At 59.9% G+C, this 15,701-nt stretch carries 15 protein-coding genes; 11 read left to right on the top strand and 4 right to left on the bottom strand.

The annotated features are described in order from the left end of the window. The first annotated feature begins 5 nt into the window (after positions 1 to 5). The 10 genes from KPHS_28730 (at position 6) to KPHS_28640 (ending at position 8,991) form a co-directional block, all read left to right on the top strand. A complete protein-coding gene (locus tag KPHS_28730) occupies positions 6 to 1,013 on the top strand; it encodes a putative luciferase-like monooxygenase (RefSeq protein ID YP_005227173.1) in 1,008 nt (335 codons plus the stop codon). Beyond that, a complete protein-coding gene (locus KPHS_28720; protein YP_005227172.1) occupies positions 1,003 to 2,124 on the top strand; it encodes a putative peptidase in 1,122 nt (373 codons plus the stop codon). The genes KPHS_28730 and KPHS_28720 overlap by 11 nt, the downstream gene beginning before the upstream one ends. A gap of 24 nt (positions 2,125 to 2,148) precedes the next feature. Next, the gene (locus KPHS_28710) at positions 2,149 to 4,413 is read left to right on the top strand and encodes an NtaA/DmoA family FMN-dependent monooxygenase (RefSeq protein ID YP_005227171.1); all 2,265 of its coding nucleotides are present in this window, start codon (positions 2,149 to 2,151) and stop codon (positions 4,411 to 4,413) included. An 11-nt stretch (positions 4,414 to 4,424) separates the two neighbouring features. After that, on the top strand, positions 4,425 to 4,934 hold the full coding sequence (locus tag KPHS_28700; protein YP_005227170.1) for a putative acyltransferase: 510 nt from the start codon (positions 4,425 to 4,427) through the stop codon (positions 4,932 to 4,934). A 9-nt stretch (positions 4,935 to 4,943) separates the two neighbouring features. Further along, a complete protein-coding gene (locus tag KPHS_28690; protein YP_005227169.1) occupies positions 4,944 to 5,870 on the top strand; it encodes an amino acid ABC transporter permease in 927 nt (308 codons plus the stop codon). Continuing rightward, on the top strand, positions 5,854 to 6,633 hold the full coding sequence (locus KPHS_28680) for an ATPase (protein YP_005227168.1): 780 nt from the start codon (positions 5,854 to 5,856) through the stop codon (positions 6,631 to 6,633). The genes KPHS_28690 and KPHS_28680 overlap by 17 nt, the downstream gene beginning before the upstream one ends. A 37-nt stretch (positions 6,634 to 6,670) precedes the next feature. Continuing rightward, positions 6,671 to 7,522: an ABC transporter substrate-binding protein gene (locus tag KPHS_28670; protein YP_005227167.1), complete on the top strand. Its 852-nt coding sequence runs from the start codon at positions 6,671 to 6,673 to the stop codon at positions 7,520 to 7,522. A gap of 77 nt (positions 7,523 to 7,599) precedes the next feature. Further along, complete coding sequence (locus tag KPHS_28660; protein YP_005227166.1) at positions 7,600 to 8,217, top strand: GST-like protein; 618 nt, start codon at positions 7,600 to 7,602, stop codon at positions 8,215 to 8,217. A 70-nt stretch (positions 8,218 to 8,287) separates the two neighbouring features. Further along, complete coding sequence (locus tag KPHS_28650; protein ID YP_005227165.1) at positions 8,288 to 8,515, top strand: tautomerase enzyme family protein; 228 nt, start codon at positions 8,288 to 8,290, stop codon at positions 8,513 to 8,515. 179 nt (positions 8,516 to 8,694) lie between these two features. Beyond that, positions 8,695 to 8,991 carry a helix-turn-helix domain-containing protein gene (locus KPHS_28640; protein ID YP_005227164.1) on the top strand — a complete coding sequence of 99 codons (297 nt, stop codon included), beginning with the start codon at positions 8,695 to 8,697 and terminating at the stop codon, positions 8,989 to 8,991. Between the two features lie 566 nt (positions 8,992 to 9,557). Here KPHS_28640 and KPHS_28630 read toward each other — a convergent pair. The 3 genes from KPHS_28630 to KPHS_28610 all read right to left on the bottom strand — a co-directional run bounded on the left by KPHS_28630 (position 9,558) and on the right by KPHS_28610 (position 14,192). Beyond that, positions 9,558 to 11,174, bottom strand: coding sequence for a putative maltoporin (locus KPHS_28630; protein YP_005227163.1), 1,617 nt, complete (start codon positions 11,172 to 11,174; stop codon positions 9,558 to 9,560). Between the two features lie 43 nt (positions 11,175 to 11,217). Continuing rightward, the gene (locus KPHS_28620; protein ID YP_005227162.1) at positions 11,218 to 12,501 is read right to left on the bottom strand and encodes a putative sugar transport protein; all 1,284 of its coding nucleotides are present in this window, start codon (positions 12,499 to 12,501) and stop codon (positions 11,218 to 11,220) included. A 122-nt stretch (positions 12,502 to 12,623) separates the two neighbouring features. Continuing rightward, positions 12,624 to 14,192 carry a putative sugar hydrolase gene (locus KPHS_28610; protein ID YP_005227161.1) on the bottom strand — a complete coding sequence of 523 codons (1,569 nt, stop codon included), beginning with the start codon at positions 14,190 to 14,192 and terminating at the stop codon, positions 12,624 to 12,626. A gap of 204 nt (positions 14,193 to 14,396) precedes the next feature. On the opposite strand from KPHS_28610, the gene KPHS_28600 reads away from it, so the two are divergent. Continuing rightward, on the top strand, positions 14,397 to 15,221 hold the full coding sequence (locus tag KPHS_28600; RefSeq protein ID YP_005227160.1) for a positive regulator for rhaBAD operon: 825 nt from the start codon (positions 14,397 to 14,399) through the stop codon (positions 15,219 to 15,221). Positions 15,222 to 15,275: 54 nt separating this feature from the next. On the opposite strand, the gene KPHS_28590 is transcribed toward KPHS_28600, so the two are convergent. Further along, complete coding sequence (locus KPHS_28590; protein ID YP_005227159.1) at positions 15,276 to 15,473, bottom strand: hypothetical protein; 198 nt, start codon at positions 15,471 to 15,473, stop codon at positions 15,276 to 15,278. Positions 15,474 to 15,701 lie beyond the last annotated feature (228 nt).

The raw sequence follows: 15,701 nt of genomic DNA, 5'->3' as shown, positions 1-15,701 counted from the left end.
GCGAAATGTCTTATCGAATCAGTATTCTGGATAAAAGTCCGCTTGCCGCCGGGGAAACCGCCGCGCAGGCGCTGGCGCGTACATTAACGCTGGCGCAACACGCCGAAGCCTGGGGCTACCACCGCTTCTGGGTCGCCGAACACCACAATACCGATCAGCTGGCGAGCCCCTCGCCGGAGCTGGTTATCGCCTGGCTGCTGGGCCACACCCGGCGGATCCGTCTTGGGTCCGGCGGCGTCATGCTCCAGCACTATAGCCCCTATAAGGTCGCGGAAAACTTTAACCTGCTGGCCGCCCTCGCGCCGGGCCGCATCGATCTCGGGGTCGGCAAGGCGCCTGGCGGCCTGCCGCTCTCCACCCGCGCCCTGCAGCAGGGCCTGCATCAAGAGGAGAAAGGGACCTTTGCCGATCAGCTGGCGCAGCTGGATAACTGGCTGTCGCTGACTGAGCCCGGGGGAGAGGAGAGCCTACGCGCCACGCCGATCCCGCCGCGCCGGGCAGATGGTTTTCTGCTCGGCGCCAGCCTGGAGAGTGCTGAACTGGCCGCCCGCCTTGACTGGAACTTTGTCTTTGCCGCCCATCTCAATGGCGACAGCGCGCTGCGCCGTGCCGTGTTCAACCGCTGGCGCGAGCTCAGCCCACGTGAGGCGATGGTCGCCGTCCAGGTGGTGGTTGCTGACGATCCGGCCACCGCCGCCGCGCTGGCGCAGCAGGTCGAGGTGTGGGGCGTCGAGCTGGAGAACGGCCAGCGGGTGACCGTCGGCAGTGAGGCGCAGGCCGTCGCTTTTGCCCGCCAGGCCGGCAGCCGACCGACGCGCATTGCCCGCCGTGAATCTTCGCTGATCTCCGGTACTCCCGAACAGGTTAAAGCCCGGCTTGACGCGCTGCAGGCGGAAGAACAGTTGGATGAACTCATCATTGATACCCCCATTAGCGACGGGCCAGCGCGCCTGCACTCCCTGCGCCTGCTGGCGCAGGCTCACTACGGCAAGGAGGTGCTGAATGTCCTTTGAACAACAACTGATTAGCTGGCGGCGCGAGCTGCACCAGAACCCGGAGCTCTCCCTGCAGGAGGTGGCCACCACCGCGCGGATCCGCGACTGGCTGCAGAGCGGCGGGCTGACCCTGCTGCCCTACGATCTGAAAACCGGGCTGGTCGCCGAAGTCGGCAGCGGCGACAAGGTGATTGCCCTGCGGGCGGACATCGACGCGTTGCCCATCGAGGAGGCGACCGGTCTGCCTTACCGCTCGCAGAATCAAGGGGTAATGCATGCCTGCGGCCACGATATTCACACCAGCGTGATGCTGGGGGCGGCGCTGCTGCTGAAGGAGCGGGAAGCGGAACTCCCGGGGCGGGTGCGGATCCTGTTTCAGCCGGCAGAGGAAAATTTTGGCGGGGCGAAAACCCTGATCCGCGCCGGGGCGCTGGAGGAGGTGTCGGCGATCTTTGGTATGCACAATGAGCCCGGCCTGCCGGTGGGCGAATTTGCCACCCGCGGCGGCGCGTTCTACGCCAACGTCGATCGCTTCGTCTTCAAAGTGACCGGGAAGGGGGCGCATGCCGCCCGCCCACATGAAGGAAAGGATGCGATCCTGCTGGCCAGCCAGCTGGTGACGGTGCTGCAGAGCGTGGCCAGCCGGGAAGTGAACACCCTCGACTCGGTGGTGCTCAGCGTGACGCGGATCCAGGGAGGCAATACCTGGAACGTGCTGCCGGAGAGCGTCGAGCTGGAGGGGACGCTGCGCACCCACAGCAGTGAAGTGCAGCAGCGGGTCAAGGCCCGGGTCAGCGAGATTGCCGCCGGTTTCGCCAGCGCCTTTGGCGCGCAGATTGACGTCTTCTGGTACGCCGGCCCGACGGCGCTGGTCAACGACGCCCGCTGGGCCGACTTCGCCAGCGAGGTGGCAGCCCGGGCCGGGTACCGCACCCACCATGCCGATCTGCATCTCGGCGGCGAAGATTTTGCGGTCTATCTTCAGCATATTCCCGGGGCGTTCGTCAGCATCGGCAGCGCCAGCGAATATGGTTTGCACCATCCGGCATTTAATCCGGATGAACGGCTGATTGCGCCCGCGGCGCACTATTTCGCCCGTCTCGCGGAAGAAGCGTTACAACACATTTAACGAATGACAGGGGAAGGGGTAGCTATGTCTGAAAATCGACAATTGCGTCTGGGAACCATATTGCATGGCGCATCGGGAAATATGTCCGCCTGGCGTCATCCGGCGGCCCAGGCGGACGCCAGTATTAATTTTGATTTCGTCACCCAGACGGCGCTAAAAGCAGAAGCGGGGAAGCTGGATTTTATTTTTGTCGCCGACGGTTTATATATTAACGAAAAATCGATTCCCCATTTTTTAAATCGCTTCGAACCCTTAACGGTACTTTCCGCGCTGGCCGCGATCACCCGGCGACTGGGGCTGGTGGGGACCTTATCGACTTCGTACAGCGAGCCGTTTACTACCGCCCGCCAGTTCGCCAGCCTTGACCATTTAAGCCAGGGACGGGCGGGGTGGAACGTGGTCACTTCCCCGCTGGAAGGGTCGGCGAAAAACTTCTCCCGGGCCCAACATCCGGATCATGCGCTGCGCTATCGCATTGCCGATGAATATCTGCAGGTGGTGAAAGGCTTATGGGATTCATGGGAAGAAGACGCCTTTGTGCGCAATAAGGAGACTGGCCAGTTCTTTGATAAAAATAAACTGCATACGCTCGACCACCACGGCGATTTCTTTAAAGTTGCCGGGCCGCTGAATATTGCCCGCACGCCGCAGGGCCGACCGATTATTTTCCAGGCCGGCGCGTCGGATGACGGCAAAAAATTAGCCGCGCGCCACGCCGATGCCATTTTTACTCATCAGGACTCGCTGGCCGAGGCGCAGGCATTTTATCGGGATGTCAAAAGCCAACTCGCCGCATATCAGCGCAGTCCGGACCAACTGCATATTTTCCAGGGCGTCAGCGTCATCGTCGGGGATGACGCCGAGGACGCGGAGCGGCAGTACCAGACCACCGCGGCGTTGGTCTCCATCGAAGATGCGCTGAATTATCTCGGGCGCTATTTCGAACACCATGACTTTTCGCAGTACCCGCTTGATGAACCGTTCCCGGATATTGGCGACCTCGGACAAAACAGCTTCCGCAGTACCACCGACGAGATTAAACGTCACGCCCGCGAGCGGGGCTTAACCCTGCGCCAGGTGGCTCTGGAGGCAGCCAGCCCGCGTCCGCGCTTTACCGGCACCGCCAGCGATGTCGCTGATGGCCTGCAACTGTGGTTCGAGCAGCACGCGGCGGACGGCTTCATTATTCAGGGCGGCACGCCGGAAACCTTCCCGCGCTTTGTGGATGAGGTGGTTCCGCTGTTACAGGCGCGCGGACTGTTCCGTCGCGACTATCCGGGCACCACCCTGCGGGAAAGTCTGGGTCTGGCGCTACCCGCTAATCAAATTCCAAAAATAATAAAAGAGAATCACGCTATGCAGAAAACAACACTCTTGCTGGCCGTCGCGTTGGCATTTAGCGCCTCATCGTGGGGTCAGGACGTCAAGATCAATGGCACCGGAGTGAGCCTGGAGGCCAACAAAACGCCGATTCACACAGCGAAAAATCCGCAGGCCATTGCCCTGTTGCCGCAAGATCTGCATCTGGCGGTGCCGGGGAAATTCACCGTCGCGGTGGCGGCCCTGAACTCTCCGCCGCTGACGGTCTTTGCCGATGACAACAAAACCCTGCTCGGCAGCGAGGCGGATATCGCTCGGCTGGTGGCGGAGAGCCTCGGGCTGGAAGTAAACGTGGTTCCCACTTCATGGGAAGACTGGCCGCTGGGGGTCACCTCCGGCAAATATGATGCCGCGATCAGCAATATTACCGTCACCAAAGAGCGGAAAGAGAAGTTCGATTTCGCCACCTACCGCAAAGACTCGCTGGGCTTCTACGTCAAAAGCACCAGCCCGCTGAGCAAGATTGACAAAGCGGAAGATATCGCCGGGCTAAAGATTATTGTCGGCTCCGGCACCAACCAGGAGGCGATCCTGCTGGCGTGGAACGCGGAGAACGTCAAGAAGGGGCTGAAGCCGTTTATCCCGGTCTACACCAAGGATGATGCCGCCCAGACGCTGGCCCTGCAGACCGGACGAGCCGACGCCTTCTTCGGCCCCAACGTGATTGGCGCGTGGAAGGCGGCGCTGACCGGCAAAACCAAACTGGTGGGCAGCGTCGATGGCGGCTGGCCAAAAGCGGCGCACATCGCGGTAACGCTGAAAAAAGACAGCGGGCTGGTGAATGCCGTCCAGGCGGCGCTGAACGGGGCTATCGCCAGCGGGGACTACGCCAAAGTGCTTAACCGCTGGGGCGAAGGGGTGGAAAGCATTCCGCAATCGGAAATCAATCCGCCCGGACTGGGCGACTGACAGGAGGCGCGATGAGCGAAGCATTCCGCGATATTTCTCCGGAGGCTCCGGAGCTGCAGCCGATTATTAGCGGGCTGTTTGCCGAATATGCCGCCCGCTACGGCGACTATTTTTCCCGCGATGCGGAAGTGGAGTTAAGTGAGTGGTATGTGCCGCCGCAGGGGCTGTTTATTGTCCTTGAGCGTGAGGGCGAAATTATCGCCACCGGCGCGTATAAGCCGAAGGATCGCCACACCGCGGAGATCAAGCGTATCTGGACGCACCGCCGTCTGCGCCAGCAGGGGCTGGCGGCGAAGGTGGTCCAGGAGCTGGAACGACGGGCGGTGCTGGCCGGGTACAGCCATATCTACCTGACCACCGGTTTCCGTCAGCCGGAGGCGGTAAAGCTCTATCTCAGCCAGGGGTATGAGGCGCAGTTTGATCTCACGCGAGACCCGGAAGAGTACAGTCAGCCGCCGTACGATGGCCGGCTGCGGTTCACTAAAGCGCTGGCGGTGAGCGCCTACAGCCACAGCGCCTGAGGAGGCATTATGCATTCATCTGAAACGATCAAAGTGGTGCCGGCGCGCTATCCGCTGCGGGTGGTCGGGGCTCTGGTCGCCCTGCTGGTGCTGGCGGTGGTGATCCAGTCGGTGGCCTTTAACCCGCGCTGGGAGTGGGGCGTCTTCGCCCGCTGGTTCTTCGACCCGGTGATCCTCGAGGGGCTGGGGCAAACCCTGCTCCTGACCCTGCTCGGCACGGTGCTAAGCGTGATCTTCGGCGGCCTGCTGGCGCTGGCCCGTTTGTCCTCATCGTGGCTGCTCAGCAGTCTCGCCTGGGGCTATATCTGGCTGTTTCGCTCGCTGCCGCTGATTGTGGTGCTGATCATTCTCTATAACTTTTCCTATCTCTACGACACCCTGTCGCTGGGGATCCCGTTTACCGGCGTCACCTGGGCCAGCTATCAGACCATTAACGTGCTGGGGCAATTCTCCACGGCGGTGGTGGGCCTGACCCTGGTGCAGAGCGCCTATACCGCGGAGATTATTCGCGGCGGCTTTCTTGGCGTCGACCACGGGCAGTATGAAGCCGCCGCCGCGCTGGGGCTACCCGCCTGGCGGCGCACGCTGCGCATTATTCTGCCGCAGGCGCTGCGCACCATCCTGCCATCCGGCTTCAACGAGATCATCAGTCTGGCCAAGGGAACGGCGATGGTGTACGTCCTGGCGATGCCGGAGTTGTTCTACACCATCCAGATGATCTACAACCGTACCCAGGAGGTGATCCCGCTGTTGATGGTCGGCGCCGCCTGGTATCTGGCGATCACCAGCGTCCTCTCCGCCATTCAGTATCTGGTGGAACGGGGCCTGGCGCGCAGCGAGCGCCGCTCGGCGGTAAACAGCGCCCGCAGCAGCCGTCTGAATCAACCCGCACGTCAACCACAGCCGCAGGAGGCCGTTCATGCCCAGCTCTCATAATGGCCATATCTCTATGACCGGGGTCAGCAAATACTATGGCCGCCACAAGGCGCTGGACGATGTGTCGCTGGAGATCCCCCCGGGCACGGTGACGGTGATCCTCGGCCCTTCCGGCTCGGGCAAGTCCACGCTGCTGCGCACCATAAATCACCTCGAACGGGTCGATGAGGGATTTATTCAGATTGACGGCGACTATATCGGCTATCGCCGCAAAGGCGACAAGCTGTATGAGATGAAAGAGAAGGAGATCCTCCGCCAGCGGATCAACGTCGGCTACGTGTTCCAGAACTTTAATCTGTTTCCGCACCTGACGGTGCTGGAGAACCTGATAGAGGCGCCGATCGCCCACCAGCAGGTCACGCGCAAAGAGGCCATTGCCCGCGCCTATGAGCTACTGGACGTCGTCGGACTGCGCAATAAAGCCGACGCCTGGTCGCGGCATCTCTCCGGCGGCCAGCAGCAGCGTATCGCCATTGCACGGGCGCTGGCGCTGAACCCGCGGGTGATCCTGTTTGATGAGCCCACTTCGGCGCTGGATCCGGAGCTGGTGGGCGAGGTACTGGATGTCATCAAGAAGCTGGCGCGATCGGGCACCACCCTGGTGGTGGTCACCCATGAGATTGGCTTTGCCCGCGAGGTGGCCGACCAGGTGGTGTTTATGGTCGACGGCAGGATCGTCGAGCAGGGCAGCAGCGACGAGGTGCTCAACCATCCGCAGCATCCGCGTACCCGGCAGTTTTTATCCAGGGTGCTGCCGTCATGAACAGAGCGCTAATGACCCTTGTTCTCAGCGCTTTGCCATGAGCGCTTACGCGGCGCTGGATCTGCGCGCCAATGAGCAGCCATTGCCGGTCACCCGCGACCCGCAGGCGATAGCGAAAATTCCGCCGGGCTATCGCTTCGTCGAGCCGGGGACGCTAACGGTGGCGATCTCGGCGCTCAATTCGCCGCCGCTGGCCCTGCTGGCCAGCGACAACCGCACGCGGATCGGTAGCGACCCGGATATAGCCCGCCTGCTGGCCGGAAGCCTTGGCCTGAAGCTCAGGCTGGTGCCCACCGCGTGGGAGGACTGGCCGCTGGGCATCGCCTCCGGCCGCTACGATGTGGCGCTGATCAATATCGCGGTGACCGAGAAGCGCAAAGAGAAGTTCGATTTTGCGACTTACCGGGTGGACTCCCTGGCCTTCTCGGTGAAATCCACCAGCGATATCGCCGCGGTAAACGGACCCGCCGATCTCGCGGGGCGCAAAGTGATCGTCGGGTCCGGCACCAATCAGGAGCGGATCCTGCTGGGCTGGAACGAGGACAACCGCGCCGCCGGACGGCCGCAGGCCCAGCCGGTCTACCTGACCGATGATGCCTCCGGCAACCTCTATATCCAGTCCGGGCGGGCGGATATCTTTTTCGGCCCGCAGTCGGTGGCAGCCTATAAAGCGGCGCTTAACGGCCAGACCCGGGTGGTGGGCCTGGGGCCGAAAAAAGCGTGGGTGGCGACAACCACCAAAAAAGGCAACGGTCTGGTCTATGCCCTGCAGGCGGCTCTCGACGGGGCGATTGCCCGCGGTGAATATCAGCAGGTGCTGGCGCGTTGGGGGGAGCAGGGCGAAGCGGTGGCGCAGTCGGTGGTCAACCCGCCGGGGATAACCTACTAACCCCCAGTGGCATGGTGTGCCGGGTGGGTGAGCGGCAAATTTCTGCCTACACTTAGGCTTTACCCTGGAGGCAGACCATGATAACCGTTTATGGCGTGCCGGGATGGGGCTCGACGATTAGCGAGCTGATGCTCTCCCTGGCCGATATTCCCTACGAGGTGGTTGACGTGGAGGGCTTTGACCAGCCCGGTCCGGCGCGCGAGCGTCTGCGACAGATTAATCCGCTGTGCCAGGTGCCCACCCTGAGGCTGGCCGACGGGAGCATCATGACCGAAACCGCCGCCATCGCGCTGATGATCCTCGACCAGCGTCCCGATCTGGCCCCCGCGCCGGGGACGCCACAGCGTCCGCAGTTTCAGCGCCTGCTGGTCTGGCTGGTGGCCAATGTCTATCCTACCTTTACCTATGCCGATTACCCGGAACGCTGGGCGCCCGCCGCCGCGGAGCAGCTGGTGGAGAATTGTCGCCAGTACCGGAAAAATCTCTATCTCTGGTTCGAACAGCAGCTGGCCGCCGGGCCGTGGGCGCTGGGCGCGTCGGTAACGTTGCTGGATTGCTATATCGCGGCGATGTACCGCTGGGGACCCCGCCAGGCGTGGTTTGACGACCACGCGCCAAAATTCGCCGCCATCGCCCGGGCGGTCTGTCAGCGACCGGAGCTGGCCGCGGCGCTACGCCGTAACAAGCTGATTTAACGCACGCGATGCCAACCAGAACGGCCATTCTGTGGTAGCGTTATGGCTCTGATCACAAGGAGTCTTTGCTATGCCGCATGTTGATATTAAATGTTTTCCCCGTGAACTGACTGATGAACAAAAAACCGCGCTGGCCGCCGACATCACTGAGGTGCTGATCCGCCATCTGAACAGCAAAGAGAGCGCCGTCAGCGTCGCACTCACTCAGGTTGAGCCGGACGCGTGGCAGGCCGTGTGGGACAGTGAGATCGCCCCGCAGATGGCGCAGTTGATTAAGAAGCCGGGTTATAGCATGTAACCCGACACCCGGAGGCGATGCTGCGCATTTGTCCGGGCTACGCGCTCTCAGCGGTCTGCAGTTCCGTAGCCCGGGCAAGGCGCTTTGCGCCGCCCCCGGGGAGGGGCTTCTCCGGCGACGCACTGAGAGAAACAGCATGTTCATCTATCCTAAGCGCCAGAGAGCCAACCGAGGTGGGTATGAAAGACGAATTGTTTGCCGATCTGCTGGCGAGTGCAGAAGAAATGGTCAGGATCGAGAAAGGTGAACAAATGCCGATGGAGCAGCACGTTCATACCTTCAGCGAAATTGACGTGAAAGCGATACGTGAAGCCACAGGTTTAAAACAGCAGGACTTTGCAGCGGCCGTTGGCGTTAGCTACGAGTTGGTTAAAAGCTGGGAAACGAAACGACGTCACCCAACCGGTGCAGCCAGAAAACTGCTTTTATTGCTTCAGGGTAATCCATTGATTATCAACTTGTTGAAGGTTGTTTGAAAGGTTATTCTTCGCAAGGAAAATGGCAGAGTTTGCCCTCTTTCGTAACCGGGGCCTTTAAAAAGGAGTGCATTACGTATGGAAACCAGCGATTCTATTTTGTAAGAAATCAAGAAATACAGCGCTCATATTGATAGGTTTAGAGCGCGAGCAAACACTCATGGTATCTGGTTGTTTATTGCTACCCTTGGATGCTGGGGGGTAACTGAGCCCAGTATTCGGATATTAGCATTCGTTATGCTTTTCTTTATTTTTTTTGTTTCTTCTACACGGTAGCTTTCCAGGTGAAAAGCGAACGTTTAAAAAGATTCACGATGATATAAAAAATAAAATAGTTGATAATTTAACACCAGAACAACAGCAAGAAAGGTTTCACGATCTTCTCATCGTTGAGAAAAAACGAAAGTCACTTGTTGGAATTATAAAAACAACCTTTATCTTTTTAGCCTGTTATGGTTTTTATTTTATGAGTTTATATTACTTCATACAGCACTGGCATAGTGACAAAGTAACAGCGTGTATTTAAATCAACCCGTCCTGGCATTTGAGCCGGACGGGCCGTTTGATTAAAACCAAATCTCCGTCTGCACGCCGAAGTTCCATGTCCCACCGGCGGTAAAGCCTTTGCTGCCGAAATCGTCATTTATCGCGTAGCGATCCAGCGCTTTATCCCAGTTCATCCAGGTGGCAAAGAAGCGGATTTCCGGCCGCGCCTTGATATCCAGCACATCGCCCACTTTAAAGGTGGGGGCGAAGGTCAGCTTGTAGAAATCACCGCGCACCGCCTGATACTGATAAACGTTGTCATTATAGCGATAGCTGCGCCCGTTCGGATTGAGATCCATATACTGCCACGAGGCCTCATACAGCAGGGCGAAGTGAGCGGAGATCCCCTGTGATACCCGCAGGTTAAACGTCGCCCAGTCGTAGCGGTCGCCGTCGCGATAGCGGTCTTCGCTATGCTGGGCTATCACCGACGGCGCCAGCTGCCAGTTTTTCCCCAACGGCAGGATGCCATACGACGCAAAGCGCAGGGAGGCCGCGTTCTCGGTCAGATCGCCATCGCTCCCCGGCTGACGCGCTTCGGCGCCCAGCCCGACGCCGTATTGCAGGGCGCTTTCAGACACCCCCGGCGCCAGGCCGTAGAACTGCTGTTTGTCGTGCAGGGCCAGCATCGCGTAGTAGCCGTTTTTGGCGGTGTTATCGCTGCGCAGGGCATAGCTCCCGGTGGTCGAGGTATTATCTTTCAGGTCATCGTTGCCCTGGGCGGTCATCACCGTGGTCATCAGTTGCCAGTTGCCGTAAAAATGGTTGGCGGTGAACAGCAGATTCTGGATGTCATTATCCGCGTAATTATCGCTGCCAAGGTCGCCGAAGTTACGCGCATACACCGAATAGTCGCCGCGCAGGCCGCTTCCCCAGTCAACATCATTGATCCCGCCGCCGGTACCGCCGAGGAACATGATGTCGCTATCGGTAAAGTGGATATCGAAGTTATCCCGATCGAAGCGCTTGCCGGCCCAAATTGAGGCGCGTTTTAACGGACCGGTGAATTCGGCAAAGTTACCCATCTCGACGTACAGCTGACGAATGTTCAGATGGTGGCTGTCGTTATCCTGAACCCACGGATCCGGGTTGGTGGCCCCGTCGGCGAGCATGGTCTTGAAGCGCGCCCATGAGCCATCGTTGAAGGTGAGCTTTTTGCCGAAGCTCAGCTCAGCGTAATTATCTTTTTCGTTACCGAGACGACCGACATGGGCATCGCCGTTGAGCGAACTGGCCGGGGAGACGCCTGGCCCGCCGCGGGCGCCTTTGCCATGGCTGTTGACTAACATCCCGGAACGGGCGTAGGCGTTAAAGGTAAACCCATCGTCCGGGGCGCGCTTCGCCAGCTGCTCGCTCAGTTGCTGATTAGTGGCCTGCTGTTTTTGTTCGCGAGCCGTGGTCTGCTGGCTGAGCGCCTGCACCTGCTGCTCCGCCGCCGCGGCGCGCTGCTCGGCGGCGGCAGTTTGCTGTTCTGCCCGCTGCGCGCGGCGGCTGGCCTCGCTGGCCTGCTGTTCAGCGAGATTGAGGCGCGCTTCCAGCTGCGCCAGCCGTTGCTCCACGCTCAAGCCGGCGGCGCTGACGCTGATGAGCGGAAAAAGGGCGCAGCAAACCGCTGCGCTAATCACAGAGATACGCATAAAAATCCTTAATTTATCCAGAGGTTAAATCAGCGGGGGCGCCTTACATGGCGGGGGATTCTCCGGCGGTCGGGGCCGGGGCTGGCGAGGCGCCGCGTCCGGCATCAAGGTCGGCACGAATCTGCTCATACTGATCGTCGAGGCGGTAGAAGCGGCCCATCCACAGCATCGAGGCGAGGATCAATAGCGCCGGAATGTATAGATAGCAGGCCTTGATGGCCAACAGGGCGCTGTCGCTCTGCGTGTGGTTGGCGATATAGCCGCTGGAGGAGAGCAGCACGCCGGTGATAGCCCCGGCACCAGCCATCGCCACCTTGCCGAGAAAACCGTTTATCGAGGTCAGGATCCCTGCGGTATTAATCCCGGTTTTCCACACGCCGTAATCCACCGGGTCGGCCTGCATCGAGAAATAGATAGCCGTGCGTTGGCCGGCGCCGAGGGAGAGGATCACGGCCCCGACGATCAGTCCCAGAACGTGGGCGCCAGACACCATCATAATCCCCATCCCGAGCAGATTGACCGCGCTGGCCACCAGATAGACATGACGTTTTTTCATGCGTCGGGCCAGCAGCGGGACGGTGAGGGTGCCGAGCAGGGGAACGAAGGTGGAGATCCCGGCGATAACCGCCGTCAGCTCGGTATTCCCGACGTAATAATGGAAGAAGTACACCAGGGCTCCGGTCTGAAAGAAAAAGGCACCCCACATCAGAAAGATATTGCTGGCGAAGACCCACCACGGACGATTGGCGCGCAGACTAATCCAGGCGCGTTTCAGGGTCATGCGCTCCCCGGTAAGGGTGATCTTTTCTTCGACGTTGCGAAAGCTCACCAGCAGGAAAAAGGCCGCCAGTACGCCAAAAATCACCGCGGTATAGAGGAATCCCTGCTGCTGGTTGCCTTTGCCTAGCATGCCGACCAGCGGCAGCGTAGCCACGGCGACGATGGTGGCGCCAAGGGAGCCCAGCAAAATGCGCACCGCCGACAGCGTGGTGCGTTCTGCGGAATCACTGGTTAAAAACGGCAGCATGGCGCAGAACGGAATATTCACCAGGGTGTAGAGGAACGACAGACACAGATAGGTGACAAAGGCGTACAGCAGTTTGCCGGTGGTGCCGAAATCCGGCACATAAAAGGCCAGAATACACAGCAGGCCAAAAGGCAGGGCGCCGATCAGCAGCCAGGGGCGGCAGCGCCCCCAGCGGGTGGTGGTATTGTCGATCACCAGCCCCATCAGCACGTCGGCCACGCCGTCTACCAGCCGGGTGACCAGGAACATCAGGCCGACATAATAGGCCGGGAGACCCATGACGTCGGTGTAAAAGAACATCAGCTACAGAGAGATCATCTGCCACACAAGGTTGCAGGAGAGATCGGCAATGCCATAGCCAAGGCGCTGCCGCCACAGGGTAAACGTTGTTTCTGCCATAAATCACTCGCTTATCGTTGTTGTTAAAGTCCGTACTGGCGAATAAACCAGGCCGGGGTACAGCTCCACGCATGGCAGTAACTGTTGATAAGCTTACTGCCATACGGGGAAAAGTCAGGATGTTGGGGGTCGAAAATTTCCCAGAAGGTGTCGGCGCCGTAGGCGACCATCGCCCCCCAGTAGGCTTTGATCTCCGTCACCGCCTCCTCGCGCAGGCCGGACTGTAGCAGGGCAACAATGTGATGATGACGCAGGTACGGGGTGTTCATGGCAATGGCGGGCGGCTGCTGCTGCAGGCGGCGCATCAGCGCCTGACGCTGCCCGGCGGTGCCAACTTCCGCCAGCACCAGCCAGATCTGCGACGCCCATGAGACCTGACGCACGGCGCCGCTGATAAACACCTGCCGATCGTTGTCCCACAGGTGGTGGAGGGCGGCCTCCTTCAGCTGCCAGAGCGTGGCAGTGTAGTCGGGTACCCGCTGCGGTTCAAAACGCTGCGCCAGCCAGAGGGCTCGCTGCAGACAGTAGATGAGCACCCCCTGCGCCGACGCCTGTTTATTCAGCTCCGCCTGCCAGTCGATAAAGACCCACCAGTCATCGCTGTCGCGCACCAGCCCCTGAGAATCGCAGCGGGTCAGCGCCAGCTCGATTTGCCGCCGCGCCGTGGGCCACAGCTCACCGACGGTTTCCGTGTCGCCGGTGCTTTGCAGGTAGTTATAAAGCACGTCGACAAAAAACAATGAGTAATCAAACAGAAAGGTGTCATCGGCGCGTACCTCTGGCTGAACAAAGACATTGGCGGAAACCATGCCATCTTCCCGGGTATGGCCGGCAAAGAGATACAGGCAGCGGCGGACCAGATCGTGGTGGCCGAAGGTCACGTCATTCACCTGCGCCTGCAGGCGCAGGTCGCCCAGCCACAGCCGACGGTCGCGTTTCGGCCCATCTTCAAACACCTCCTGCATGCAGTTTTTCAGGGTACGAACGGCAACGTCATCAATGGCTTTCAACTGCAGATCGGCGATGACCGCCGGGTGCGGGCTGCCGGCAGAGGTGACGGTTTCCAGAGCGATCTCATCGAACTGCAGACGAAACTTGCGCGACAGCGCTTTGACCTCCACCTTCAGGTAGCGCAGGCAATAGCGACGTGGCAGAGCGACCCGGGCGGGCAGGACGTCAAGCCACAGATCCTGCTGCTGCAACCAGCTGCTGCTCAGCCATCCCTGGTATTCGCTGAACGGCTCACAGACTTCGCTCAGCGTCTCGCCGAAGGAGAAGTGCAGATGGGCCGGGGCATCGGGCGGGCTGCCGACGCTGCGGCAGCTGAACTGCAGGTAGCCAACAAAATGGCTGCCAAAATCAATAATGATGCTGTCGCCGACGTTGAGCGGTTGCTGATAAAACTGCTCCGGCGTGCAGACGGTATTCCCCCGCCAGCCGTTCAGCGCTCCTGGTTCAGCGACGGCCTCGACGATGGCCTGCGGCGTCTGGCGCAGGCGTTGCAGCGCGGGCGTCAGGTCGGCCGCACGCTGTAAAAAGCGCGGGTGACGGATCATCGCCACGCTGGAATTGTATTGAATTGCTTGTGACATACTGCGTCCTCTCCGTTAGGTTAGGCGCAGCATAGGCCGTCGTCCGGCGCGGCTACCACTTTGGCAATGCCAAACCGTCAGTGAAAATGGCAGGAATAATGAGGTGGGGGCGCTGGCGATCACAAATCCGCACATCGGGCGCGTGCCGAGGGCCGGAATAGATTATCGTGCTCCTGCGCCATAGGTTGTTCAGGATTTGCTGTAATGATGACACTGACCGTTGAGTATTATTTCACCCATTCCCAGGATAAGCTCGGCATGTACGCCAGTGACCCGGAGGATAATAGCCAGGAGCACGGCCATGAATTTGCCGAACTGGTGATCGTCGAGGAGGGGCATGGGTTACACGTTATTAATGGTCGCCCGCTGTATATCCAACAGGGAGACGTATTTTACGTCCAGCCTGGCGATGTGCATTATTATGATGAGCTGGGGACGCTGAAGCTGATTAATGTCTTAATTAATCCGGCGGTGGCCTTTGGCTATTTACAGCAGATGGAGGGATTGCTGCAGCAATTATCCGCGCAGCGCGCCGCCTGCTATGGCTGGCTAGCGCCGGAGACTCGCAGCTATTGCCGGGAACTGGTGGAAAAGATATTTTCCCCGGCGCTGAGGGCGGCGGATAATACCCCGCTACGGGAGTCTCTCTTTTTCCAGCTGGTGACCACCATTCTCACAGCCGAGTCGGAAGCCGAATATAGCAGCACTCGCTATAAACTGCATAAATTACTCACCTGGCTTCAGGAGCACTGTTTCGAAGAACATAACTGGCAGCAGCTGGCGGAGCAATTTCATCTCACCACCCGCACCGCGTTTCGCCATATTAAAGAGGCCACCGGATTAACCCCGGATAATTATCTGAAACGTCTGCGGCTGGTCTCCGCGCGGGTCAAATTACGCGAAACGGAGATGACCATTACCGAAGTGGCTTATCTGTGCGGCTTCGCCAACAGCAACCACTTTACCACCCTGTATAAAAAAGTGTTTGGCCTGACCCCCAGCGCCGATCGCCGCCGCCCACCGGGTTAAAAGGGGGCCGCAGGCCGGGCAGGGGAAAAACCGGCCGCCCGCGGCAAGTCACTCTTATTCGTCGAGGGAGTTTGCCCGTACATGACGGCCGCTGGCGACAAAATTGCCGGTGCCAAGATGATGCAGGGTATTGAGCTTATCGTCGTCGAATTGCCAGCGTCCGGTGACGAACGCGCGCTCATCGGCGGCGGCAGAGACCACCTCTCCGAACAGGGTGTCGTACTGGGTCTGGGCCGCCGTCGCCGGCAGCAACCGGCACTCCATCCATGCCAGACATTCTCCTCGATCAGCGGCAGCCCCAGCTCCGGACCGGTTACTACCGGGATCCCCCAGGCATTGAATTTGTCCTCATCGCGGCCGCTGACGCTGCCGACGGCGTAGGTCCAGCTGGCGGCTGCGACGCCGGGAACCACAATGCCGAAGGTGCCATTGCGCTCGATGATCTCCCGCGTCCAGGTGCTTTTATCCACCACGATAGCC

Origin of the sequence: Klebsiella pneumoniae subsp. pneumoniae HS11286 (assembly GCF_000240185.1) — a bacterium.
Taxonomy (GTDB): domain Bacteria; phylum Pseudomonadota; class Gammaproteobacteria; order Enterobacterales; family Enterobacteriaceae; genus Klebsiella; species Klebsiella pneumoniae.
This window is presented reverse-complemented; position numbering and strand designations above follow the sequence as displayed.